The sequence below is a fragment of the Actinoplanes sp. NPDC051411 genome (genome assembly GCF_040682075.1).
Taxonomy (GTDB): Bacteria; Actinomycetota; Actinomycetes; order Mycobacteriales; family Micromonosporaceae; genus Actinoplanes.
On the sequence record NZ_JBFBAD010000042.1, the window covers coordinates 1 to 23,708 of the forward strand.

26 protein-coding genes and 1 pseudogene are annotated in these 23,708 nt (G+C 70.7%); 15 read left to right on the top strand and 12 right to left on the bottom strand.

The features are described from left to right. Window positions 1-128 precede the first annotated feature (128 nt). Both AB0M88_RS23340 and AB0M88_RS23345 read left to right on the top strand, forming a co-directional pair. The gene (locus tag AB0M88_RS23340; protein ID WP_364105496.1) at window positions 129-710 is read left to right on the top strand and encodes a TetR/AcrR family transcriptional regulator; all 582 of its coding nucleotides are present in this window, start codon (window positions 129-131) and stop codon (window positions 708-710) included. After that, window positions 707-2,461: a sulfatase gene (locus tag AB0M88_RS23345; protein ID WP_364105498.1), complete on the top strand. Its 1,755-nt coding sequence runs from the start codon at window positions 707-709 to the stop codon at window positions 2,459-2,461. The genes AB0M88_RS23340 and AB0M88_RS23345 overlap by 4 nt, the downstream gene beginning before the upstream one ends. A 342-nt stretch (window positions 2,462-2,803) precedes the next feature. Here AB0M88_RS23345 and AB0M88_RS23350 read toward each other — a convergent pair. Continuing rightward, window positions 2,804-2,887, bottom strand: a pseudogene (locus tag AB0M88_RS23350) (IS5/IS1182 family transposase); the annotation flags it as partial. 201 nt (window positions 2,888-3,088) lie between these two features. Here AB0M88_RS23350 and AB0M88_RS23355 point away from each other — a divergent pair. Beyond that, entirely contained in the window at window positions 3,089-3,241 is a 153-nt protein-coding gene (locus AB0M88_RS23355) for a transposase (RefSeq protein ID WP_364105651.1), read from the top strand. Between the two features lie 163 nt (window positions 3,242-3,404). Here the strand turns inward: AB0M88_RS23355 and AB0M88_RS23360 are convergent, their stop codons facing one another. Next, on the bottom strand, window positions 3,405-4,427 hold the full coding sequence (locus AB0M88_RS23360; RefSeq protein WP_364105500.1) for a formylglycine-generating enzyme family protein: 1,023 nt from the start codon (window positions 4,425-4,427) through the stop codon (window positions 3,405-3,407). 189 nt (window positions 4,428-4,616) lie between these two features. Between AB0M88_RS23360 and AB0M88_RS23365 the strand changes: the two genes are divergently transcribed. Next, window positions 4,617-5,834, top strand: coding sequence for an LCP family protein (locus tag AB0M88_RS23365; protein WP_364105502.1), 1,218 nt, complete (start codon window positions 4,617-4,619; stop codon window positions 5,832-5,834). A gap of 78 nt (window positions 5,835-5,912) precedes the next feature. Beyond that, entirely contained in the window at window positions 5,913-6,290 is a 378-nt protein-coding gene (locus AB0M88_RS23370) for a DUF1304 domain-containing protein (RefSeq protein WP_364105504.1), read from the top strand. A gap of 7 nt (window positions 6,291-6,297) precedes the next feature. On the opposite strand, the gene AB0M88_RS23375 is transcribed toward AB0M88_RS23370, so the two are convergent. Next, window positions 6,298-6,570 (bottom strand): hypothetical protein, encoded by a 273-nt coding sequence (locus tag AB0M88_RS23375; RefSeq protein WP_364105506.1) that lies wholly within the window; start codon window positions 6,568-6,570, stop codon window positions 6,298-6,300. Window positions 6,571-6,721: 151 nt separating this feature from the next. Here AB0M88_RS23375 and AB0M88_RS23380 point away from each other — a divergent pair, with 151 nt between their 5' ends. The 5 genes from AB0M88_RS23380 to AB0M88_RS23400 all read left to right on the top strand — a co-directional run bounded on the left by AB0M88_RS23380 (window position 6,722) and on the right by AB0M88_RS23400 (window position 12,449). Beyond that, a complete protein-coding gene (locus tag AB0M88_RS23380) occupies window positions 6,722-7,939 on the top strand; it encodes an ROK family protein (RefSeq protein ID WP_364105508.1) in 1,218 nt (405 codons plus the stop codon). Between the two features lie 175 nt (window positions 7,940-8,114). Beyond that, entirely contained in the window at window positions 8,115-9,203 is a 1,089-nt protein-coding gene (locus tag AB0M88_RS23385; protein WP_364105510.1) for a substrate-binding domain-containing protein, read from the top strand. Then, complete coding sequence (locus AB0M88_RS23390) at window positions 9,200-9,964, top strand: ATP-binding cassette domain-containing protein (protein WP_364105512.1); 765 nt, start codon at window positions 9,200-9,202, stop codon at window positions 9,962-9,964. Before AB0M88_RS23385 ends, AB0M88_RS23390 begins: the two co-directional genes overlap by 4 nt. Next, the gene (locus tag AB0M88_RS23395; protein WP_364105514.1) at window positions 9,961-11,112 is read left to right on the top strand and encodes a sugar ABC transporter permease; all 1,152 of its coding nucleotides are present in this window, start codon (window positions 9,961-9,963) and stop codon (window positions 11,110-11,112) included. The genes AB0M88_RS23390 and AB0M88_RS23395 overlap by 4 nt, the downstream gene beginning before the upstream one ends. Next, complete coding sequence (locus AB0M88_RS23400) at window positions 11,109-12,449, top strand: GH1 family beta-glucosidase (RefSeq protein ID WP_364105516.1); 1,341 nt, start codon at window positions 11,109-11,111, stop codon at window positions 12,447-12,449. The genes AB0M88_RS23395 and AB0M88_RS23400 overlap by 4 nt, the downstream gene beginning before the upstream one ends. Window positions 12,450-12,465: 16 nt before the next feature. Here the strand turns inward: AB0M88_RS23400 and AB0M88_RS23405 are convergent, their stop codons facing one another. Both AB0M88_RS23405 and AB0M88_RS23410 read right to left on the bottom strand, forming a co-directional pair. After that, window positions 12,466-13,386 (bottom strand): TIGR03619 family F420-dependent LLM class oxidoreductase, encoded by a 921-nt coding sequence (locus AB0M88_RS23405; protein ID WP_364105518.1) that lies wholly within the window; start codon window positions 13,384-13,386, stop codon window positions 12,466-12,468. After that, window positions 13,383-14,093, bottom strand: coding sequence for a type 1 glutamine amidotransferase domain-containing protein (locus AB0M88_RS23410; RefSeq protein WP_364105520.1), 711 nt, complete (start codon window positions 14,091-14,093; stop codon window positions 13,383-13,385). Before AB0M88_RS23410 ends, AB0M88_RS23405 begins: the two co-directional genes overlap by 4 nt. A gap of 113 nt (window positions 14,094-14,206) precedes the next feature. Between AB0M88_RS23410 and AB0M88_RS23415 the strand changes: the two genes are divergently transcribed. Further along, window positions 14,207-14,713, top strand: a complete 507-nt coding sequence (locus tag AB0M88_RS23415; protein WP_364105522.1) for a CGNR zinc finger domain-containing protein — start codon at window positions 14,207-14,209, stop codon at window positions 14,711-14,713. Further along, window positions 14,713-15,054, top strand: a complete 342-nt coding sequence (locus tag AB0M88_RS23420) for a LysR family transcriptional regulator (protein ID WP_364105524.1) — start codon at window positions 14,713-14,715, stop codon at window positions 15,052-15,054. The genes AB0M88_RS23415 and AB0M88_RS23420 overlap by 1 nt, the downstream gene beginning before the upstream one ends. Window positions 15,055-15,207: 153 nt before the next feature. Here AB0M88_RS23420 and AB0M88_RS23425 read toward each other — a convergent pair whose 3' ends face one another. Together AB0M88_RS23425 and AB0M88_RS23430 are read right to left on the bottom strand one after the other, a co-directional pair. Then, window positions 15,208-15,813, bottom strand: a complete 606-nt coding sequence (locus tag AB0M88_RS23425) for a hypothetical protein (RefSeq protein WP_364105526.1) — start codon at window positions 15,811-15,813, stop codon at window positions 15,208-15,210. Between the two features lie 18 nt (window positions 15,814-15,831). After that, window positions 15,832-16,275 (bottom strand): SRPBCC domain-containing protein, encoded by a 444-nt coding sequence (locus AB0M88_RS23430; RefSeq protein WP_364105528.1) that lies wholly within the window; start codon window positions 16,273-16,275, stop codon window positions 15,832-15,834. A 54-nt stretch (window positions 16,276-16,329) separates the two neighbouring features. Between AB0M88_RS23430 and AB0M88_RS23435 the strand changes: the two genes are divergently transcribed. Next, window positions 16,330-16,905 (top strand): TetR family transcriptional regulator, encoded by a 576-nt coding sequence (locus AB0M88_RS23435; protein WP_364105530.1) that lies wholly within the window; start codon window positions 16,330-16,332, stop codon window positions 16,903-16,905. 6 nt (window positions 16,906-16,911) lie between these two features. On the opposite strand, the gene AB0M88_RS23440 is transcribed toward AB0M88_RS23435, so the two are convergent. From AB0M88_RS23440 to AB0M88_RS23455, 4 genes are read right to left on the bottom strand one after another with little or no spacing between them, the layout of a single operon-like run. Beyond that, entirely contained in the window at window positions 16,912-18,240 is a 1,329-nt protein-coding gene (locus AB0M88_RS23440; protein ID WP_364105532.1) for a prepilin-type N-terminal cleavage/methylation domain-containing protein, read from the bottom strand. Then, window positions 18,237-19,514 (bottom strand): hypothetical protein, encoded by a 1,278-nt coding sequence (locus tag AB0M88_RS23445; RefSeq protein ID WP_364105534.1) that lies wholly within the window; start codon window positions 19,512-19,514, stop codon window positions 18,237-18,239. The genes AB0M88_RS23440 and AB0M88_RS23445 overlap by 4 nt, the downstream gene beginning before the upstream one ends. Next, complete coding sequence (locus tag AB0M88_RS23450; RefSeq protein WP_364105536.1) at window positions 19,511-20,110, bottom strand: hypothetical protein; 600 nt, start codon at window positions 20,108-20,110, stop codon at window positions 19,511-19,513. Before AB0M88_RS23450 ends, AB0M88_RS23445 begins: the two co-directional genes overlap by 4 nt. A gap of 42 nt (window positions 20,111-20,152) precedes the next feature. Further along, entirely contained in the window at window positions 20,153-20,878 is a 726-nt protein-coding gene (locus tag AB0M88_RS23455; RefSeq protein ID WP_364105538.1) for a sulfite exporter TauE/SafE family protein, read from the bottom strand. A gap of 38 nt (window positions 20,879-20,916) precedes the next feature. Between AB0M88_RS23455 and AB0M88_RS23460 the strand changes: the two genes are divergently transcribed. Together AB0M88_RS23460 and AB0M88_RS23465 are read left to right on the top strand one after the other, a co-directional pair. Beyond that, entirely contained in the window at window positions 20,917-22,038 is a 1,122-nt protein-coding gene (locus AB0M88_RS23460; RefSeq protein ID WP_364105540.1) for a 5-methyltetrahydropteroyltriglutamate--homocysteine S-methyltransferase, read from the top strand. A gap of 489 nt (window positions 22,039-22,527) precedes the next feature. Then, entirely contained in the window at window positions 22,528-23,244 is a 717-nt protein-coding gene (locus AB0M88_RS23465; RefSeq protein WP_364105541.1) for an SDR family oxidoreductase, read from the top strand. Here AB0M88_RS23465 and AB0M88_RS23470 read toward each other — a convergent pair. After that, window positions 23,231-23,695, bottom strand: a complete 465-nt coding sequence (locus AB0M88_RS23470; protein WP_364105543.1) for a VOC family protein — start codon at window positions 23,693-23,695, stop codon at window positions 23,231-23,233. The genes AB0M88_RS23465 and AB0M88_RS23470 overlap by 14 nt on opposite strands. Window positions 23,696-23,708 lie beyond the last annotated feature (13 nt).

Below are 23,708 nucleotides of genomic sequence, written 5' to 3' on the forward strand. Positions count from 1 at the left end.
CCGCGCCGCGGGCGGCGGGGCCCCACCCGCCCCACCCGCACATGGTAGACCCCCCCCCGCGCGGGCCCCCCCCGCGCCGCCCGGGCCGGGGGGCGGGCGCCGCGCCCCGCCGCCGGAAAGGCGGCCTGATGGCCGAGCTGAGCCGCAAAGGCCGGCAACGCCGGCAGGAAATCATCGACGCGGCCTTCGAGAGTTTCTCTCGCGGTGGTTTCCGTACGGCCACCACCGCCGACATCGCCCGCGACGTCGGACTGTCCGAGGCCGGCCTGCTGCACTACTTCCCGACCAAGACCGACCTGCTGCTGGCCGTGCTGCAGGAGCGCGAGGAGCGCGGCCGGGCGGTGATGGAGCAGCAGCGGGCGGCCGGGCACGACTACGTCGAGGGATTCCTCGAAGTGCTGCGGGCCAACGCCCAAGCGCCCGCGCTGACCCAGCTGTTCACGGTGCTGAGCGCCGAGAGCATCACCGACGACCACCCGGCCCACGCCTGGTTCGCGGCGCGCTACCGGCGGCTGGTCGAGGAGGCGACGGCCGAGATCTCGCCGGACACCCTGCCCCCGGGAATCGACGCCGAGACGGCCGCCCGCTGGCTGATCGCCCTGGCCGACGGCATGCGGCTGCAATGGCTGCTCGACCCGTCGGTCGACCGCGTGGGTGCGGTCGAGAAACTCGCGTTTCTGTTCCACCAGGGAAAGGACGGCAACGGGTGAGAGCGGTCGTGGTCATGTTCGACACGCTGAACCGGAAAATGCTCCCGCCCTACGGCAACACCACGACGCACGCGCCGAACTTCACCCGGCTCGCCGCGCGGAGCACGGTGTTCGACAACGCGTACGGCGGGAGCATGCCGTGCATGCCGGCCCGGCGCGAACTGCACACCGGGCGCTACAACTTCCTGCACCGGTCGTGGGGGCCGCTGGAACCGTTCGACGACTCGGTGCCCGAACTGCTGCGGGCGGCCGGCGTCTACGCCCATCTCACCACCGACCACTACCACTACTGGGAGGACGGTGGCGCGACCTACCACCAGCGGTTCTCCAGCTTCGAGCTGTTCCGGGGCCACGAGGGCGACAAGTGGAAAGGAATAGCCGGCGACATCGACTTGCCGGCCAAGGTCGAGTGGAGAGCCGGGGCGGGGTGGCGTCAGGATGTGCTCAACCGCGCGTACCTCGAAAGCGAGAGCGACCACCCGCAGACCCGGACCTTCGACGCCGGGCTGGAATTCATCCGGGCGAATGCCCGGGATGACGACTGGTATCTGCATCTCGAGACCTTCGACCCGCACGAGCCGTTCTTCAGCTACGAGCGGCACCAGCGGTGGTATGAGGACGGCTACGAGGGCCCGCGGTTCGACTGGCCGGACTACAAGCGGGTCACCGAGAGCAAGGAGGAAGCCGGCCACCTCCGCAACCGCTACTCGGCGCTGCTGACGATGTGTGACCACTCGCTGGGACGGGTGCTCGACGTGTTCGACGAGCTCGGCCTCTGGGACGACACGATGCTGATCGTCTGCACCGACCACGGGTTCCTGCTCGGCGAGCACGGGTGGTGGGGCAAGAACGTGCAGCCGTGGTACGACGAGAACATCCACCTGCCGCTGTTCGTCTGGGATCCCCGGTCCCCGGCCGCCGGCGGCCGGCGCGACGAGCTGGTCCAGACGATCGACCTCGGGCCGACGCTGCTCGACTTCTTCGGCGTGCCGCTGACGCCGGACATGCAGGGGCGGCCGATCAGCCGCCTAGCTCCCGGGCGGGCCGGCCTGTTCGGCGCCTACGGCGGGCACGTCAACGTGACCGACGGTCGCTACGTGTACATGCGGGCGTGCGCCGATCCGTCGAACGGGCCACTCTACGAATACACGCTGATGCCGACCCACATGAGCAGCCGGTTCGACCCGGCCGAGCTGCGGGACGCCTCACTGGTGCCACCGATGCCGTTCACCAAGGGGGTGCCGATGCTGCGGGTGCCCGGATTCCCGATGGGCGACCCCTACCGGCACGGAACCATGCTGTTCGACCTCGTCGCCGACCCGGCGCAGGACAACCCGCTGATCGACGACGAGACCGAACTGCGGATGGCCGCATTGCTGGTTGGTTTGATGCGGGCCACCGACAGTCCGCCCGAGCAGTTCCAGCGGCTCGGGCTGCCGGTCGAGGGTGACGTCACGGTTTCCCACCTGCTCGCCCGCGCGCAGCGGCACCTGGTCGACCAGCGTAATGTGCCACCGCCGGATCCGGCCGGTCATCCAGAGTCGGCGACGCTTTTCCGGCGTCTGGCCGACATTCCCGGCGCGATCGAGGCCGTTTCGTCGGCCCTGGGGACTTCTTTCACCCCGGCGCACTTGGCGGCGCTGGCCGAGACGTCCCCGGTCCGCTATGCGGCAACGCTGCCCGGAATCGGCGACGCCGAACTCTCATTGCTGGACGCACGGCTGGCCCCGCTTCTCGCCGACGACGTCTGACTTACGAACTCCGCCCGCCCTCTCCGCCTTCTCTGACCCGCCGGCACGGCGTCGCTCGATTTCATGCCCGGACCTCACCCCGCAGAGTTCCGGCAGCGCGCCATATCGCCGGTTCGTGCCGACATCAAACCGATCGGCCAGCTCCAGATCTCGCAGTCATTTCTGCGGGATTTGCTGGCCCAGGCCGACGCCGGTGAGGGTGGTCGGCCCGCTCAGTTGAACAGCGGGGAGATGCAGAAGGGGCCGATCTCGGCCGGCGGAATCGGCAGCTCGAGGTGGAGAACGAGATCCTGAAACGAGCCGCCGCGTGTATCGCGCTCGGGAGAACCTCCTCCCGTCGGTGACGATGACAGCCAGCAGCAGGCCGAGGGTGTCGGTGATGATGCCGCGCTTGCGGCCCACGATGCGCTTGCCGGCGTCGATGCCGAATCCCGCACAAACCTGAATCAGACACTGTCGAGGGACTAAATCCGGTCGTAGTGGCGCGGTCGAATGGCTGTCTTTTGGAAGTCCCGGCCTATTCTGGACCGGCGCCGGAGACAACGACCGGGTAGACAATCGGAACATCTCACCACCAATGCTGGCCGGGTGAAGTGTGAGCGGCGGTGTCGGTCGGATTTGACCGATGTGCAGTGGGAGATCTGCGAGCCGGTGCTGCCGCTGATCAAATCGCCGGGCCGGATCCCGAAACACCCGCGTCGGGCGATCGTGAATGCCATCTTGTACGTGGTGCGCTCTGACTTTTCATGGCGGCAACTGCCGATCGATTTTCCGCCTTAGCCGCGATCATCGATTCGCCGTCGGTCAAACATCGCGATGCGGCGAAGACGACCCGGCTCGGAACGTACCTGAGGGGCAGGCCGGCACCACCCGTGAACGCCCCGCGAGGGCCTGCTCACCGTGGTCGGAGACGGCATACGCCCCGCCGTCCGGTGAATTTCGCTCAGTCGAAGGCCAGGCGGAAGCCGAGGTTTCCGGTTGAGGTGGCCGGTGAGTTGCGGGTGCGGGCGGCCACCCGATAGCGATTGCAATAGGAGTCGTGGCAGAGATAGGAACCGCCGCGGGTGACCCGGTCGGGTCCCCAACTGTCCGCGCACCACTCCCACACATTGCCGCTGGTGTTGTAGAGCCCGAATCCGTTCGGCCGATAGGCGGTCACCGGCGCGGTGCCGAGCCAGCCGTCGTCGCCGGTGTTGTCGGACGGGAACGTTCCCTGCCAGATGTTGCACCGGTGTTCGCCGCCCGGCATCAGGTCGTCGCCCCACGGATAGCGGCGGCCGGAAAGGCCGCCGCGTGCGGCGAATTCCCATTCGGTCTCGGTGGGCAGCCGGGCGCCGGCCCATTTCGCGTACGCCGTCGCATCCGTCCACGCGACGTGGGTCACCGGATGGTCGCCGCGTCCGTCCACATGGGACCCCGGGCCTTCGGGGCGGCGCCACGACGCCCCGGGGACGGCCAGCCACCACGGGGTGCCCCCGACCGGACGGGCGTCGAGGGCGCGCGGATCGTCGACGAATCCGGCGAAAACGTAGGACCAGCCGTATAACTCCGCTTCGGTGCGATGCCGGGTGGCGGTGACGAAAGCGGCGAATTCGGCGGTCGTGACCGCGTACGCCCCGATGCCGAACGGGCCGACGGCGGCCGGCCGCGACGGGGTTTCGCCGTCGACCGGCCGGGCCTCCGGGTCGTCGCTGCCCATCCGGAAGTTGCCGCCCGCGAGCCGGACGACCGGGCCTCTCCCGGATTTGTGCCGCGTTGCCGCGGGCCCGGCCTTTTCCGTCCCGGAATCGCCGACGTTTGTCCCACCTTCGATGGGAGGGGATGTTGTTGCGGCTTCTGTTGGCGCGGCACCGGGCCGGCTCGGGGCACAGCAGTGGTGCTCGTCGCTCACGCGGCAACAATAGCCGCGCCCCGGCGGTCCACTGTGGTGGTTTTTGGCCCGAAAACGACAGCGTGTCGTGCCCACTCACATGCGCTTCGTAACGGTGAATCCAGCTCCTCGCCATCTATTGATCACAGACGCTAAGATCACGAACCCGCGGAGCTGGCCATTGCGACGTGAAGATTTATCTGTTTCTGTCATCATCGGGCCCGGCATGGGCGGTCTCGGCGCCGAGACCTACCGAGAAACGCCCGTGTCCAGAGGAGTCGATGCATGTCAACTGTGACCGAACGGCCCAGCGGACCGGGGTTGACCCCGGAGCCTCCGTCGGGCCCGGCCACCGACGATCGGCCGAAGAAGAAAAAGCGCCATAAGTCACCGCTCTGGACCAAGCTGGTGACGGCGTTCGGCGCGGTGCTGGCGCTGGTCGCGGCGGGCGGAATCGTCGGCGCGAAATACTTCCTGGGCCAGCTGACCGACAACATCCAGACCACCTCGAGCGTGCTCGACAACCCGGCGAGCGGCAGCAAGAGCGGCGGGGGCACCTCGGCCGGCAAGCTGCCCGACGGCGCGATGAACCTGCTCATGCTCGGCCTCGACACCCGGGAGAACTGGGACCAGGCCGGCATCGGCTCCCGCTCCGACACGATCATCATCATGCACATCTCGGCCGGCCACGACTCGGCCCAGATGATCTCGATCCCGCGCGACACCAAGGCCGACATCCCGGCCGACCCGGAGGTCGGCTACCGGGGCGGCAGCGACAAGATCAACGCCGCGTACGAGGTCGGGTCGCGCAACGGCAAGGGCTGGCAGGGCGGGGCCAAGGAGGCGACCGCGGCCGTACACAAGCTGACCGGCATCTCGTTCGACGGCGTCGCGGTCATCGACTTCGACGGCTTCAAGGGCATGCTCGAGGCGATGGGCGGCGTGTACATGTGCGTCGACAAGGACATGTGGTCCAGCCACTACACGGTCGACTCCAAGGGCAAAGTGTCGTACGCGAAGGGCGCCAACCCCGACAACCCGCCGTCGAACGCCCTCTGGTTCCGCAAGGGCTGCCGCAACATGGCGCCCTGGGAGGCGCTGGAATACTCGCGCCTGCGGCACTCCAGCAACGGCGACTACGACCGCCAGCGCCACCAGCAGCAGCTGCTCAAGGCGATGGCCAAGAAGGCGAGCAGCAGCGGCGTCCTGACCAACCCGGCCAAGGTGTCCAAGATTCTGGCCGCGGCCGGCAAGTCGCTGAAGATGGACACCCACGGCGTCTCGGTCACCGACTTCATGTTCGGGCTCAAGGGGCTGGCCGGCGCCGACCTCGTCCCGGTCAAGACCAACAGCGGCACGTACGCGTCGGTCGACAACGGCGCGGCCGAGGGCATCAACGAGGTGACGAGGCAGCTGTTCGCGGCCACCGCGGCGGACAAGCTCGACGGCTTCCTGCTCGACCACCCGAGCCTGGTCATCGACGGAAGTACGCCGGAGAAGTAACGGCGTACGGAAAAAGACCGCCCGGAGTGACCGGGCGGCCTTTTCTCTTCCTGCTCAAGATCGGCCAGAATGGCCGCCATGAACCCCATCGGGCAGGTCGCCGCCCTGATCGCCGCCGTGATCCACGTCGCCATCTTCGCGATGGAAAGCCTGCTCTTCACCCGGCCGGCGGTGCGCGCCCGGTTCCACGTCGGCGACGCGGACCTGGCGGCGGCCCGGCCGTGGGCCTTCAACCAGGGCTTCTACAACCTGTTCCTGGCCGCCGGCACGATCGTCGGGCTGATCCTGCTGCACACCGGCGGCCACACCCAGGCCGGCACCGCCCTGGTCGCCCTGGCCTGCGCGAGCATGCTCGGGGCCGCCCTCGTGCTGGTCGGCACCGACCGGCGGATGGCCCGGGGCGCGCTGATGCAGGGCCTTCTCCCGCTGGCCGCCCTGCTCTTCCTGATCTTCTAGGCCTGTCCTAGGTATTCACGTCGACGATCTTGCCGTTCGGGTCGAGCGCGTGGTCACGCCAGTAGACGTCCCACTGGTCGTCGACGTGCTTCGGTTCCTTGCCGGCCGGATAGCGGGCGAACCCGGACGGCGGGTCCTGCTTGTCGGAGACGCACTGGCGGCCGGTGCCGTTGATCGACTGGACCGGGTATTCGCCTCCGCCGCAGATCGCGTCGTTGCCGCAGCCGCCGAGAAGCAGGCCGGCCGTCATCGCCAGCGTCAGCACGCAACTTTTCCTCATGGGGCTCTTCCTCATGGGGCCGAGTCTTGTCGGCTCGCGCCACCGAGAACCGGGTACGCGTACTTAATTCGGGTGTAATGCGCCCTGGATCGCTGCTCAGACGCTTGTGCGGCGACTTCTTTTCGACTATAAAACAATTACTGAACCAAGCATGGGGGTAGCGGTGGTCAAGAAGGCCTCGGTCCGGGACGTACGGCGGCGCAACCGCGCGCTGATCCTCCGGCACGTGTGGCTCAACAGCCCGACCTCGCGCAGTGAGGTCGGGGCCGACACCGGGCTGTCCGCCGCCACCGTCACCAACGTGATGAACGAACTCATCGCCGAGGGCGCGGTCCGCGAGGGCGGCTTCCTGGAGTCGGACGGCGGCCGGCGCCGGGCCATCGTCAGCGTGGCCGAGGACGCCGCACTGGTCGTCGGCGCCGACGTCGGCGAGACCCAGATCGCCGTCAAGGTCTTCGACCTGGCGTTCCGGCCGCTGGCGTCGCGCGTGTATCCGATCAAGGGACGCCGCATCGAGGTCCCCGAGGCCCGCGCGGCGATCAAGGCACAGGTCGTGTCGATGCTCGACGAGCTGAAGACCGGCAGCCGCCGGGTGCTCGGCCTCGGCCTCGGGGTGCCGGGCATCGTCTCCTCCGGCCGCCCGCTGGTGCACGCCGAGGTGGTCGGCTGGCACGGAGCCGACTTCTCCGGGTTCAGCGACGAACTGGAGATTCCCTTCTACATCGACAACGGCGCCAAATCGACCACCCAGGCCGAGATGTGGTACGGGGCCGCCCGCGGCGTCGAACACGGCGTCATGGTGCTGGTCGGCGAGGGCGCCGGTGCCGGCATCATCACCGACGGCCGGCTCTATCGGGGCTACTCGTCGAGCGCCGGCGAGTGGGGCCACACCAAGATCAGTCTGGACGGGCCGCACTGCCGGTGCGGGCGTACGGGCTGCGTCGAGACCTTCGTCGGGGCCTCGGCCGTGCTCGACCAGTGGCGCGGGCCCGACGAGACCTGGCTCGGCCGCGAGACCGAAGGCGTCGAGGCGATCCTCAGCGCCTGGCGCGACGGCGACCCCGCCGCCCACCGCGCGATCGACGGGGTGGTGAGCCACCTCGGGCTGGCGCTGTCCAACCTGGTCAACCTCTACAACCCGCAGGAAATCATCGTGGGCGGCTGGTTCGGTGATCGGCTGGCCGCCGAGTTGTTGCCCTCGTTGCAGGCGGCGGTGCGGCAGTTCGCGCTCGACCAGCCGGGCAGCGAGGTGGTGCTGGTGCGGTCGCAGCTGGGGCCGGACGCGGCCGTGCTCGGGGCCGCCACGCTGCCGATCAGCCAGTTCATCGAGTCGGGCGCCGGAGCGGAAAGGCTGAACGCCCCCGCCTGAAGCGCCTCCACCCGCGCGCCACAAACCGCCCCCCACCCTTCTGGGTGGGGCCCAAGTAAACCACCCGGGACCGACATTTCCGGCGGTTGTCCACAGTCGGCGGCCATCGCCACCGCTGTCCACAGCCGCCGCGATGATTCGCGCCCGGAAACTTCCCACCACCGAAGGGATAGCCATGTTGCGACGTCTTCTCGCCCCGGTCGCGATCGCGATGACCGCCCTCGCCACGGCCGCGGCTTGCACCCAGGGCTCGCCGGCCACCGATACCAGGAGCGACGCCAAGGACCTCTCGATCGCCTTCCTGATGCCCTGCTCGACATGCGCGGACCGCTTCGAGAGCAAGGACAAGCCTTACTTCGAGGACGCGGTCAAGCAACTCGACCGCTCGATCAAGGTGATCGCGAACAACGCCCAGGGCGACGCCGCGGTCCAACTTCAGCAGGCCGAGTCGGCACTCACCAACGGGGCCAAGGTCATTGTGGTCAGCCCGTTCACGGCCGAGACCGGCGCCTCGATCGTCGCCAAGGCGGATGCGGCCGGGGCGAAGGTCGTCGCCTATGACGGGGCGATCGAGGGGGCGGTGCCGGCGGCCTATGTCTCGTTCCGGAACGAGAAGGTGGGTGAGCTGCAGGGGCAGTACCTGCTCGACAAGCTGCCCAAGGGTGCCACGGTCGCGTTCGTCAACGGCGACATCACGTCGGCGCCGGGGCGGGACTTCAAGGCGGGGGCACACAAGATCCTCGACCCGGCGTTCGCGGACGGGCGGCTCAAGCTCGGGTACGAGGCGGACACGGCCGGCTTCGACCCGGCCAAGGGACAGGCCGAGATGGAGCAGGGCCTGACCAAGCTGAACGACAAGGTGCAGGGCGTGATCGCACCCAACGACGGCCTGGCCAACGCGGTGATCACGGCGCTGACCGCCCGCAAGCTGAACGGCCGGGTGCTGGTCACCGGGCAGGACGCGACCGATCCGGGGCTGCAGGCGATCGTCGCCGGGAACCAGTCGATGACGGTCTACAAGTCGATCCGGGACGAGGCGACCGCGGCGGCGAAGATCGCGGTGGCGCTGGCCAAGGCGGACACCGCGGGCGCGGCCTCGCTGACGACGACCACGGTCGACAACGGGTCCGGGAAGGTGCCGGCGCTGCTGCTCGACCCGGTGGTGGTCACCAAGGACAACATCGCCGACGTGGTGATCAAGGACGGCTACACGACCAAGGACAAGATCTGCGCTGGTGAGGCGGCCGCGAAGTGCGACCTGTGACACCGGCTCTCGAGCTCCGCGGCGTGGTCAAACGATACGGTCAGGTCGCGGCGCTCACCGACGTGGACTTCATGGCCGCGGCCGGCGAGGTGGTGGCCCTGGTCGGGGACAACGGCGCCGGCAAGTCGACGCTCGTCAAGGCGATCGCCGGCACCCACCGGATCGACGGCGGGCAGATCCTGATCGACGGTGAGCCGGTCACGATCGGATCCCCCACCGAGGCGTCGGCGTTCGGCATCGAGACGGTCTATCAGGACCTCGCCCTGTGCGACAACCTCGACGTGACCGCCAACCTCTACCTGGGCCGGGAGAAGCGGCGCAAGCGGTCGCTGCTGCTCGACCGGGAGGGCATGCAGGCCCACGCGGCGGGCGTCATCGCCGACCTGGCCGCGCATCTGCCGGTGCTCGACCGGCCGGTGTCGGCGCTCTCGGGCGGGCAGCGGCAGGCGATCGCGGTCAGCCGGGCCGCCCTGTGGGGTTCGAAGATCGTGCTGCTGGACGAGCCGACCGCGGCGCTCGGCGTGGCCCAGACCGTGATGGTCTACGACCTGATCCGGCGGCTGCGCGACCGCGGGCTGGCCATCGTGGTCATCTCGCACAACATGGCCGACGTGTTCGCGGTCGCCGACCGGGTCACCGTGCTGCGCCTCGGGCGCAACGCGGGCGAGTTCAGGCCGGGCGCCGACTCGACCGACGACGTGGTGGCCGCAATCACCGGAAGTCGCGAGCTCGACCGGGCCCGGAAACGGGAGGAGTTATGAAGCTCGTGCGTACGGCCGCCGGCGGCACCGGAACGGTGCTGATCGGTCTGATCGTGGTTTGGGTCTTCTTCCAGTCCCTCAACGGAAACTTCCTTTCGGCCCGCAACCTGTCGAACCTGCTGCTGCAGATCGCGGTGCTGGGGACGCTCGCGGTCGGCATGGTGATGGTGCTGATCCTGGGCGAGATCGACCTGTCGGTCGGCGCGATCGCCGGGGTGAGCGCGGCGACCCTGGCCCTGCTGATCACGAATCACGGCTGGCCCGCGTGGACGGCCGTAGTGGTCGCGCTGGCGCTGGGCGCGGTCATCGGGGTCATCCACGCGGTGGTGATCACGGCGGCCGGCATCCCGTCGTTCATCATCACGCTGGCCGGCCTGCTGGTTTGGCAGGGCGTTCAGCTGTGGCTGGTCGGCGACGGGGGCCAGATCCCGATCCGGGACCCGGCGATCCGATCGATAGCTTCCAGCTATCTGGTGCCGGGCTTCGGCTGGGCGGTGGCGGTCGCGGTTGTCGCGGGGTTTGCGGGCGTACGCCTCCTGCAGCGCAACCGGCGCACCAGGCATGGCCTGACCGTTGCGCCGCTGACCGCGGAAGCCGTCGTGGTGACCGCGGTGGCGGTGGCCGTCTTCGCGATCACCTGGGTGCTGAACTCCTACTTCGGCATCCCGTGGGTGTTCGTGCTGCTGCTCGGCCTGGTCGCGGCGGGCGGCGTGCTGATGACCGGAACCACCTTCGGCCGCCATGTGATCGCGATCGGCGGTAACCGTGAGGCGGCCCGCCGGGCCGGGATTCCGGTGCGCCGCACGGTGATCCTGGTGTTCGCGCTGATCTCGGCGATCGCCGCGCTGGCCGGCATCATCGAGGCGTCCCGCCAGTTCTCCGCCTCCAACGCGCTCGGCGGCGGCACCTTGCAGCTCAACGCGATCGCGGCCGCGGTCATCGGCGGCACCAGCCTGTTCGGCGGGCGCGGGCGCATCTATCACGCGATCCTCGGCGCGCTCGTCGTCGGCAGCGTGCAGAACGGCCTCGACCTGCTCGGCGAACCGGCCGCGGTCAAGAACGTGGCGACCGGCGTGATCCTCGTCGTCGCCGTGGTGATCGACGCGGTGTCACGGCGGCGCCGGTTGGCTCGTGGAGGTTCGGAATGACCAGCGGGAGAGAAATGCGTTTTCCGGACGGCTTTCTGTGGGGTGCGGCGACCGCCGCCTACCAGATCGAGGGCGCGGTCGAGGAGGACGACCGCGGACCGTCCATCTGGGACACCTTCAGCCACACCCCGGGCGCGGTGCTCCGGGGCGACACGGGAGACATCGCGGACGACCACTACCACCGATGGCCGGGCGACCTCGACCTCTTGTCGTCGCTCGGGGTGGGTGCCTACCGGTTCTCGGTCGCGTGGCCGCGGATCGTGCCTTCCGGTTCCGGGACGGTCAACATCAAGGGGCTCGACTTCTACGACCGGCTGACCGACGGCCTGCTCGAGCGCGGCATCGTGCCGATGGTCACGCTCTATCACTGGGATCTGCCACAGGCGCTGCAGGATCGGGGCGGCTGGGCGGCTCGGGACACGGCCTATCATTTCGCCGACTATGTGCGGGCGGTCCACGAGCGGCTCGGGGACCGGGTGCCGTACTGGCTGACACTCAACGAACCGTACTGTTCGGCGTTCGTCGGGCACCTCGACGGGAAGCACGCGCCGGGGCTGCGGGACGAGCGGGTGGCGGTCACCGCGCTGCACCACCTGCTGCTCGGGCACGGGCTGGCGGTGCGGGCACTGCGCGACGACGGCGTGACCGGGCGGGTCGGGATCACGTGCAATCTGACGTCGGTCCTCCCGGCTTCCTCGTCGGCTGACGACCGGGCGGCGGCGCGACGGCTCGACCTGCACGAGAACCGGATGTTCCTGGACCCGCTCTTCCGGGGCGAGTATCCCCCGGACGCGGCGGCGCAGTACGGCGACTTCGATTTTGTGCACGACGATGACCTGGCGGTCATCGCGGCCCCGCTCGACTACTTCGGCATCAACTATTACGAACGGCACGCGGTGCGTGCGTCGCCCACCGATCCCATACGCGGGTGGGAGCGCGTGCCTCCCGAGGAGCCGACGCTCACCGGCATCGCCGTCGACCCGCGCGGCCTGCGGGAGATCCTCGAACGGGTGCACCGCGACTACACGTCGTTGCCGCTCGTCGTGACCGAGACCGGGCTGGCTCTGCACGACTACGCGGGACCGGACGGGGTCGTGGCCGACGACGAGCGGATCGCGTTCTTCGAGGGCCACGTGCGGGCGGCCCACGAGGCGCTGTCGGCCGGCGTGCCGCTGTTCGGCTTCTTCCCGTGGTCGTTCCTCGACAACTTCGAATGGCAGTCGGGCTACGGGGTGCGCTACGGCCTCTACTACGTCGACTACCCGACCCAGGAGAGGCGCCCGAAGAAGAGCGCCGCCTGGTACCAGCGGCTGATCCGGGCCAACGGCCTGGACTGACTGCGCTCCGGAGGCGTCAGATCAGGCCGGCCCGGGCGGCGGCGGTGTGCAGCTCGGCGGCGTGGTCGAGGTATTCGGCCAGGCCCGAGGTCACGGTCGGCAGCTGGATGAAGACGTGGTCGGCGCCCGCTGAGACCAGGGCCGCCAGGTCCTCGACCAGCTGCGGGACCGTACCGCCGTAGAGCGTGCGCTCGGTGAAGCCGGAGACCGCCATCTGGAAGTAGCAGCCGATCTCCTTCGGGTCGCGGCCCGCCTCGGCCGCCATCTCGCGTACCTGGCCGAGCATGCCCTCGACGGCCGACGGCGGGGCGCCGGTCATCAGCCAGCCGTCGGCTCGGCGGGCGACCCGCGACAGGGCCCGGCGGTTGCTGCCGGCCAGCAGGACCGGGATGCGCCGGGCCGGTTTCGGGCCGACCTCGGCCGGGCCGATCCGGTAGCGCTCGTTCGCGAACGCCACCGGGTCGGGGCCCCAGACGGCGGCCGCGATGTCGAGGAACTCGTCGAGCGCGGCGCCCCGCTCGGCGAACGGGCGGGGCGCGGCCGCCGCGTACTCGTCGATCGACCAGCCGGTGCCCAGGCCGGCCAGCACCCGGCCCTCGCTCAGCGCGTCGAGTGTGGCCAGCGAGCGGGCCAGCGCGAACGGCATGTGCAGCGGGGGCAGCAGCACGCAGCTGCCGAGCGAGGCCCGCGACGTGACGGCGGCCGCCGCGGTCAGGGTGAGCAGCGGGTCGGCCACCGTGCGGTAGCGGTCCGGCCAGGGCGCGTCCGGGGCGCCGTAGAGGCCGTGCGGGCCGGACTGGTCGGCCGGGAACAGGATGCGTTCGAACACCCAGAGGCTGTCGTACCCGATGTCCTCGAGGGCCCGCGCGGCGGTCACCACGTCGCGCGGGCCGAAGTACCGGGTCTGGGGCAGGCCGAAGCCGAGCTTCAAGGTCACGCGGGCACGGTAGCGCCCCTGCTCTGGAGGGCCGCAATCAGTGCGCGGGCCGCCGCCTCGGCCGAGGCCGGGTTCTGCCCGGTGATCAGGTTGCCGTCGACGACGACGTGCGACGACCAGGGCGCGCCGTGCTCGAATTTCGCGCCGGCCTGGCGCAGGCGGGTCTCGATCAGCCAGGGCGCGTTGGCGGCCAGGCCGGTCATCGTCTCCTCCTCGTCGATGAACGAGACCATCCGGCGGCCCCGGAACAGCCAGTTGCCGTCGGCGTCGGCGGCCGGCAGGAACGCGGCCAGGCCGTGGCAGAGGGAGGCCACGATCTTGGACTGGTCGGGCAGCATGGCGGCGAGCACGCGGGCGATGTCCTCGTTCACCGCGAGGTCCTGCATCGGGCCGTGGCCGCCGGGGATGAGCACGGCGTCGTAGTCGGCCGGGTCGACGTCCTCCAGGCGGGCCGGGTGGGTGAGCACGCGGCCGAGCCCGGCGAGGTAGTCGCGGAACTGGTCGCCGCCCTGCTCGGCGGTCAGGCTGAGCTCGTCGGCGACCGGGGCGCGGCCGCCCGGGGTGGCGACGGTGACGTCCACGCCGGCCTCGGTCAGCAGGCGGTAGGGGGTGGCGAACTCCTCGGCCCAGTAACCGGTCGGCTTCTGGTGCCCGTTGGTCTGGGTCCAGAAGCGGGCGCCGGACAGAACGACGAGTACGGATGACATGGGTTTCTCCCTGCGATCGATTGACCTTGCAGTGAGAACCGTATGGTGTTCGGACCTAACCGGTTATGCCGTTTGGAGATAGCCGATATGAGGGACTGAGCTAAGCTCCTCACATGGATGAGTGCCCGCCCGCGGTCTGCGCGAGCAGCGACCTGGTGATCTCGTTCGTCAACTCCGGCGAACCCGGGTGGCTGACCGCCCGCACCACCGAGCCGGTCGGCCCGGCCGACGTGGCCGCCGCGGACGAGCTTCGCGAGCGCCTGGTGATCCTGCTCCGCGAGCACTCCAACTGCGTCGACGACCCGGCCCCGGTCGAGGAGGCCCGGGCCTATCTGCGGCGGATCGCCCCGCGCTACCCGCTGGTGCCGGTGCTCAGCGCCGGCGGCTGCTCGCTCGTGCCGGCGCAGACGGGCGTGCCCGGCCTGTTCGGTCAGCTGCTGGCCGCGGTCGCCGATCTCTCCTACCGGGGTGCCTGGTCGCGGGTGAAGGTGTGCAAAAACCGGGGCTGCCACCGCGGCTTCTTCGACAAGACCCGCAACACGTCCGGGCTCTACTGCGGCCCGGCCTGCGGCTCACAGGCCGCGATGCGGGCCTACCGCAGCCGGCAGAAGGTGGCCTGATGGAACTCCGGCATCTGCTGACGCTGGTCGCGGTGGCCGAGGAAGGCGGCTTCTCCCGCGCCGCGGATCGCTTGCGCATAGCGCAATCCGCGGTTTCCCGTACGATCCGGGACCTCGAACGGGAGCTCGGGCGGCCGCTGTTCGACCGCTCCACCCATCACGTCGAGCTGACCGTGGCCGGGCAGCTGGTCCTCGACCGGGCGCGGGCGACCCTGGCCGCCGCCCACGCGATCGGCGGAGTGCAAAAGTGCCCGCTGTCGTGCGACCAGCCGTTGAGTGTGGCCGGCGAAGACGCCGCCGCGCTCCTGGCCGCGAAAGGCATCGGTCAGGCCGCCTGGTAGGCCGGAGGGCAGACCCTCAGCCGCCCCAACGGCCGGACCAAAGAGCCGGGCCGGCCGTCAGGCCGAATGGATCAGGGCTGAGCCAGAGGGTTCGCCACGGTCAAGGCTACGAGGCCCCGCTGCGGTCAAGGCTCAGGCGGCGGGCCCGCGCGGTCAGGTTGTCAGCCAGGCGGCGAGGGCCTCGACGGCCGGGGTGGCCAGGCCGTGGCCGACCGGGTCGCGGCGGGCCAGCGTGGTGGCGCCGGAGTCGCCGGTGAGGTAGGCCCAGGTGCGGCCGAGCAGCTCACGCGGGATGACCGTGTCGTGGTCGCCCTGGGCCACGAAGACGCGCGCCCCGGCGAGGCGGCCCGGGGTGACCGGCACGCCGGCGTCGAAGGGCAGGGTGCCGTAGAGGACGGCCACGCCCGCGAAGCGCTCCGGGTCGTCGAGCAGCAGGCCTCCGGCGAAGGCCGCTCCCCCGCTGAACCCGGCCAGGGTCACCGGGCGCCCGGGCGGGGCGTAGGAGTCGAGCCAGGCGCGGAACCAGTCCATGGTCTCGCGCAGCGATTCGGCCACCGGGCGGCCGATCCCGCGGTTGGCGAACCAGGCGAATCCTCCGCCTTCCGCGATCGGCGCGCGCACCGAGGCGTACGCGAGGGAGGCCGGCAGCAGGCCGGCCAGGGTGAGGATGTCCTGTTCGTCGGAGCCCCGGCCGTGGAGCAGGACGACGAGGGGCGCCGCCGGATCGGTCGATCCGGCCGTGGCGACATGAACCGTCATGCCGACGATCTTGCCCGATCAGGCGGGCAGCCCGGGGTCGTCGAGGACCGTGGGGAACGCCACGGTCAGCATCCTGGCCCGGACCGAGCGCAGCAGCCGGCCCATGAAGAAGCCGCCGACGCCGGTGAAGCCGGTGTGCTCCCAGGTGAAGCGGGTGCCGCCGGCGGCCGGTTCGAGGCGGTACGCGACGAAGGTCGGCGCGGCGCCCTCGTCGCCGGTCCACGAATAGCGCAGCAGGCGCGGCGCGTCGACCTCGAGCACCTCGCAGTCGACGATCCCGCGCCAGCCGGCCACCGGCTTGGCGATGAACTGAAATCTGGTGCCGGCGACCGGCGCGAAGCCCTCGGGGCGGCCGCCCCGGCCGGCCGTGGTCCAGCGCGGGACCAGGGCGGGGTCGGTCAGGACGCGCCAGACGCGCTCGATCGGGTGCGGGTAGTCGCGGGTGATCCGGAACTCGCTCATGATGCTCCTCTTTTTTCTGTCGCTGTAAAAATACAGTAGCAGTAAGATGGACCGGTGAGCTTGCGCGAGGACAAGAAGCGGCAGACGCGGCAGCAGCTGTCCGACACGGCGACCCGGATGTTCCTGGAGCGGGGGTTCGACGGGGTGCGGGTGGCCGAGGTCGCGCGGGCCTGCGGGGTGTCGGAGAAGACGGTGTTCAACTACTTCCCGACCAAGGAGGCACTGCTGCTCGACCGGCTCGAGGACACGACCGCGGCGCTGCGCGACGGCCTGGCCTCACCGGAGACCACGCCGGTCGAGGCGGCGCTGCGGCTGCTCGACGCCGAGCTGGACGGGTTCGCCGGCGACCCGGAGGGCTACCGGCGGTTCGGCGAACTGCTCGAGGCGGCGCCCTCGTTGCGGGCCTACCGCAACGACATGATGGACCGGTTCGTGACCGTGGCGGCCGAGGCGCTGGCCGCCCGGGACGGCCGCGCAGCCGCCGACCCCGAGCCGCAGATCACGGCGGCGGCGCTCCTGGGTCTCTGGCGCGTGCAGTATCAGAGCCTGCGCCGCCACCCCGGCGACCCCTCGACCGTGCGGGACGAGGTGCGGCGGGCCGCCGCGGTGCTGCGGGACGGCCTGGCTTGAGACGGCCTAGCTCGAACAGCCGCTGTCGACGGTGATCGTCACGATGTTGCTGACCAGCGAGACCGAGTCGGCGACCACACCGCAGCGCAGGTTGGCGATCGAGCCGCTGATCGAGACGGCGCCGAGCAGCGCCTGCACCTGGCCGTAGATCGTCGTCATCGAGCCCGCGATGGTGATCGCCGGGCTGGCGCTGGAGTTGCTGATCAGGCCGGTCGCCGACGGCTTGGCCGAGTTGCCGATCGTGATCGACGAGCTGCCGACGTTGATCGTGCCCTCGGCCACGATCAGCGGCGGGACCGAGCCGGCCGCCGACGCCAGCGAGACGTTGCACGGCACGTACACGATCGTCGCCGAGCCGACCGCGGCCGCGCTGTAATTCCAGGTCGTGCCGGCCGTACAGGAGATCGCCTTGTAGCCGGAGCCGGCCGCGACGGCCGCGCTGCCGCCCGGGCGGTAGTCGGCCACGTTCCGGGAGACCGGCGTCGTCGCGGGCGCCTTGGTGGCGGCCGGCATCTTGATCAGGCTCGACGCGATGTCCTTCGACAGCGTGCCGCCGTACTCGACCTTCGGGCTGATCGTGCCGACCGCGCTGGCCATGCTGATGTCCTTGTTGCTGTGCACGGTGCCGGTGATGGTGACGCTGGCACTCGAGATGGAGAACTTCGTCGCCGCCCAGATCGCCTCGGGCAGCGGGCCCGGGGTGGGCGACGGTGTGGGGGTCGGCGTGGGCGTGGCCGTGGTGGCGGTCGGCGTGGGCGTCGGCGTGGCCGTGGTGGCGGTGGGCACCGGGCCCGTGGTCGTCGGCAACGTGACCACGCCGGACGAGACGGCGGCCGCCGAGAGCGCGCTGACCAGCGAGGTCGTGGTGAAGGCGCAGACGCCGCCGGAACACTCCTTGCCCGGCCACGTGACGGCCACCTCGAGCCGGTCCATCGGCAGGGTCACCACCGGCGAGACCGTCACCAGGCAGTCCACGGCGGTGCACGGGACGACGAACCAGGCCGCCGTGTACCGCACGGAACCGACCGGGCGGACGACGCTGCCCCAGGCCGTCGCGGTGCCGATGTCGAGCCGCCCCGAGAACGCGGCGACCGCGTCCGTGTCGGGCGTGCCGTTGCGGCCCTTGGCGGCCAGCGCCGCGTACGGCGTCGCCAGCATCTGGTCGACGACGTCGGAGGCGAACTCGGCCGCCGCCTGGCTGTCGCCCTGCAGTCGGCTCACCGACTGGACGCGGACGAAGGCGAACCCGCTGACCAGCATCGTCATCGCCACGATGGAGATCGACACCAGCGTTTCCACCAGCGAGAAGCCCTGGTCGTCCGGGACGCGCCTCATCGTTCCTCGATCTTGATCAGTCCGGGGCGGAACGCGTTGGTGTCGACGTTCCACTTCTGGGTCGCGCTGTCCGAGCAGGTGGTGACCGTGACGGTCGCGGTGTACGGGTCGGCCGGGACCGCCATGGCGGCCAGACAGTGGTCCCCACGGTCCTGGATGCGGAAACTGGCGCCCCAGGTCGAGCTCACCGCGGGCGCGGTCCACTGCTGGGTCACGTCGCCGGCCACACAGGTGCGGATCTGCGGGGCGGCCGGCGGCGTGGTAGTGGTGCTCAGGCAGTTGGTGCCGGACGAGATCGTCGAGTAGGTGTCGTCGACCGACTTGAAGATCCACGGACCGGTGGTGCCCGGGCTGAAGGCGACCTGGCCGCACGGGACGACCGTCGCCGAGGTGCTCAGGCAGGTGCCGAAGTAGGCCCCGTTGACGATCTCGTGGGCGGCGGCCGAGGCGGCGTACCCGGCGCCGACCGGGGCGTCCGGCGTCCACGTGGGCCGGGTGCCGGTCGCGGCCGTACAGCGGGTGCCGGCGCCCAGCAGCACCGCCGCGCTCCGGCCGCCGAGGCTGTCGATGCAGCTCGCGCCGTCCGGGGTGGTGAAGGTGCGCCCGTTGAACAGCCAGTGCTGGGTGGACGCGGCCGGGTCGCACTGCCGCATCGCCAGGGCGCCGGCCGACACCGCGACGCAGCGGGCGACCAGCGTGGCGACGTCGACCTGGGCCAGCGTGAGATCGGCGCCGTAGACGAAGGTCTGGGCGGACGCGGCCGGATCGCAGCCGGCCAGCACGAACGCGGCCGTCACACAGGTGTCGCCGGCGGCGTCGGCGTAGACCAGGCGGCCACCGGGCGGGCGGTCGGCGGCGCCGAGCGGGAAGGCGTACGTGCCGACCAGGGTGCGGGTTCGGCCGCCTTGGCCGTCCGAGCCGGCCGAGAGGATCTGGGCGTACCGGTCCTTCGTCGCGTCGAAGGCGCAGACGCCGGTGGCCGGATCGGCGGCGTAGAAGCTCAGCGTCACGTGGTAGTGCCCGTTCCCGGCCGGCCCGTCGAGCACGCAGTCGTCGGCGCCGATCGGGGCCACGCCCAGCTGCATCACCCGGGCCAGGCCCACGTTGAGACCGGCGTGGGCGGCGTCGACCGCCCGCACGGTCTGGATGTCGGCCCGGGAACCGACCAGCGAGAACGAGACGATCGCCGCGAGCACGGTGCTCAGCCCCGCGCTGACCACGACGACCAGCATGGCGAGGGCCATCGAGCCGTCGTCGTCCCGGCTCAGCCTCACGGGGCCACCACGCAGGTGGCCGGCGGAGTGCTCGTCCAGGTCGTGCTCTCGGCGGTGAACTGCATGACCCGCGTCCGCGTCTCGCTGTCGCGCGAGCCGCCGTCGCTGACGGCCAGACTCAGGCCGAGCGCCTGGTGCCCGGAGAGCGGGTCGGCGACGAGCGTCAACGGCTGTGCGCTGCCGGGCATCGCCGTGACGCCCGGGGCGATCGTGGCCCACGGCGAACCGGCGGTCACGTCACGCTGGTCGAGGTTGTCGCCGGCCGCGTCCAGCCGCAGCTCGGTGCAACCGCCCGCGGTCGCGAAGACGACGTGCCAGTTGCTGGCGTCGCCGGAGACCTGGGCCGGGGCGCCGATCGCCGAGGCGTAGCGGACCTCGCCCTCCAGACGCTGCCAGGCCAGGCGGAGCGCGTCCTGGGCGTTGCTGAGCGCGGTCGTCCGGCCGGCCGACTTCGCCATCTCGCCCAGCCCGGCACCGACCAGCGAGAGCACGACGGTGAACAGCGAGGCCGAGATCAGCACCTCGACCAGCGTGAGGCCCGCGTCGGACGGTTCGCCGGCCCGGCGCATGCCCGCACGACAGATGGCAATGGGCATGTCGTGGCTATCGGCAGTCTCTCCCCCACCTTGAGCGAAATTTCAGAAGAAGCTGGTGAAGAGCAGGATTCCGACGCCGACCAGGGTCGCCGAGGCGGCCTGGCGCAGCCGGTGCTGCGGAAGACGGCCGGCCATCGCCGCCCCGGCCACGACCGCGGCGCCGGACACGATGCCGAGGAGCGTGCCCAGGCCGTACCGGATCTGACCGTTGCCGCCGAAGGCGGCACAGGCGAAGGCAACCAGCGGAAGCCCGATCAGCTGGCTCGCGGCGACCGCGGTCCGCGGGCCGACGGCGAGCGACAGCAGCACCGGAACGAGCAGCACCGCGCCGCCCGTGCCGGTCAGCGCCGAGCCGAAACCGACCCCGGCGCCGACCAGCACCGCGGCGACCGCGGGCAGCGACTCACGGTCGGCCCGCGGCCGCCGCGGCAGCAGGTTGTAGACGCCGGTGCCCAGGGTCAGCGCGGCCAGAGCCAGGTGCAGGACCCACTCCGGCGCGATGCCGTTGGTCAGGGCGCCGCCGGCCGCGGCCGGCGCGGCGCCGGCGGTCAGGAGCAGGGCCAGGCGCCAGGGCAGGGCGCGCCTTTTCGCGTACGCGGTGATGCCGACCAGACTCGTGAAGAGGAAACACCAGCTGGCCGTTCCCGCGGCGGTGTGCGGGTCGAGGCCGACGAGCCAGATCAGGGCCGGTGGCAGCAGCACCCCGCCGATGCCGACCGCGCCGATGAGCAACCCGGCCACCACCGCTACCGCAACAAGAAGAATCATCTTCGATAGACTGCTCGGGCGATCGAAGGGAGTCCCCCATGACACTCCGCGAAACGCCGCCGTTCCGGGCCGATCATGTCGGTAGTCTGCTGCGGCCGCCCGACCTTCTTCAAGCGCGCGCCCGTTTCGCCGCCGGCGAGCTCGACGCCGACTCCTTACGCGAGATCGAGGACGCCGCGATCCGCGACGTCGTGCGCATGCAGCACGACGTGGGCCTGCAGTCGGCGACCGACGGCGAGTTCCGCCGCACGTCCTGGCACATGGACTTCATCTATCGCCTCGGCGGGGTCCGCCCGACCGACGACAAGATCCAGGTCCACTTCCGCAACGCCGAGGGCAAGCTCGACTTCGAGTCGGCGGCCCTCGCCATCGACGCGCCGGTGCGCCTGTCGTCGACCATATTCGGCGACGACTTCGCGTTCCTGGCGTCGGTGGTCTCCCCCGGCGTCACCGCCAAACTGACGATCCCGTCGCCGAGCATGGTCCACTACCGGGGCGGCCGGGCCGCGATCGACCCGGCGGTCTACCCCGACGAGGAACAGTTCTGGGCCGACCTCAGCGCGGCCTACGCCGCCGAGGCCCGTCAGGTCTTCGACCTGGGCTGCCGTTACCTTCAGCTCGACGACACCAGCCTGGCCTACCTCAACGACCCCGAGCAGCGCCGCCTGCTCACCGAGCGGGGCGACGACGCCGAGCACCAGCACCTGCGCTACATCAGGCAGATCAACGCGGCCATCCAGGACCGCCCGGCCGGCCTCTCGGTCACCACCCACATGTGCCGGGGCAACTTCCGCTCCTCGTGGGCGGCCGAGGGCGGCTACGACTTCGTCGCCGAGGCCCTGTTCAGCGAGCTGGCGGTCGACGGCTTCTTCCTCGAGTTCGACGACGAGCGCTCGGGCGGCTTCGCCCCGCTGCGGTTCGTGCCCCCGGGCAAGATGGTCGTCCTCGGCCTGGTCACCACCAAGCGCGGCCAGCTCGAGTCGAAGGACACGCTCAAGCGCCGCATCGACGAGGCGGCCAAATACGTGCCGCTGGAGCAGCTCTGCCTCTCCCCCCAGTGCGGCTTCTCCTCCACGGTCGAGGGCAACGTCCTGACCTACGACGAGGAGGTCGCCAAACTCAGCCTGATCGTCGAGACGGCCCAGGAGGTCTGGGGCTAGACGAGCAGCTCCCTGGTCAGGGCCGCTCCGGCGGTGCCAGATAGCAGCGGTCGGGGCGAGGATGCGGTGCGGTTGTGGTAAGACGGCCGCAGCAGCCGGACCCCGCAGTCGGCCAGCCACCGGTCGGGCTCGGACGAGACGTGACCTCCTCCCGCGGGTCGTGTTCCAGCGTGGCGGCCGTGACGTGGCGTTCTCGTGCTTCGGGGTGGCCGGACGGTGTGCAGATCAAATGCGGGCCCCGTAGAACCGGGAATCCGAGGCGCAATTAGCGGCAGCCGGCCCAGCCGGCCGACTCCGGGTGGCGGTTGAATCGGTGACCGCCTTTGTCGTCCAGGGCCAGGTCCGGGGAGTCCAAGCCCGGTCGCGTCACCGGCGGCTTGCAACGAGGGACCGAATTCGCGCAGGTCTCATCACGCTGCCAGTGGCCTCGGCTCGGCGGGAGCGGGGCGGCTGCGGGGCTGAAGCCGGGGCCGCTGTAATAGTGGGCCGGTGACGAAGGTGGCGCTGGTGACCGGGTCGGTGTCGGGGATCGGGGCGGCCACCGCGCGGCGGCTGGCGGCCGACGGGATGACGGTAGCGGTGCACTCGCGGGTGTCGTCGGCGGCCGGTGAGGAGTTGGCGGCTGCGCTCGGCGGCAACTACTACCGGGCCGACCTGGAGGACGATGACGCGGCGGCCGGGCTGGTGCCCCGGGTGCTGGCCGACCACGGGCGGCTCGACGTGCTGGTCAACAACGCCGGGATCAGCTGGCCGGTGCCGCACGCCGACCTCGGCGGGCTGACGGCCGCGGACTGGCGGCGGCTGCTCGACGTCAACCTGATCGCGCCCTGGCTGCTGTGCACGGCGGCCGAACCCGCGCTGCGGTCGGCCCGCGGGTGCATCGTCAACGTGACCAGTCACGCCGGGGTGCGGCCCAAGGGCAGCTCGATCGGCTACGCGGCGAGCAAGGCCGCGCTCAACCACGTCACCCGGATGCTGGCCGCCGCCCTCGGGCCGGACGTCCGGGTGAACGCGGTCGCGCCCGGGCTGGTCGACACGCCCCTCACGGCCGGATGGGGGCAGGCGCGGGAGCTGTGGCGTACGGAAAGCCCCATGCGCCGGGCGGCGCAACCGGGCGACGTCGCCGATCTGATCTCCTCGCTGGTTTCCCATTCCTATCTGACCGGCGAGGTCATCGTGCTCGACGGGGGTCTCAACCTGCGTTAGCGCGCATCTCGCGGTCGAAGGATTCCTGCGAGCTCCGCATGACCGCGAGTTCGGCGGGGTCGTCGAAGCGGGACAGGTCGGGTTCGCCGATCCTGGTCTGCACCCACCAGATGTTGCCGGCCGGGTCTTTGACGCGGCCGCCGCGCTCGCCCACGATGCCCGAGGTGGTGACCGGGGTGACCAGGGTGGCGCCCTCGCGCAGCGCCTTGTCGACCACGGCGTCGGAGTCGGCGACGTAGACGCTGAGGAAGGCCGGCGTCGCGGGCCACTCGGGGCGCGAGTCGAAGGCCATGATGACCGAGTCGCCGACGCGGATCTCGGCGTGGCCGATCGTGCCGTCGGGGTTGCGGATGCGGGCCGCCTTCTCGGTGGTGAAGACGGCTTCGACGAAGTCGAGGAAGCGGTCGGCGCCCTTGGCGGCGACGTAGGGGGTCACGGTTCCTTTGTCCATGACTCCAGGCTGA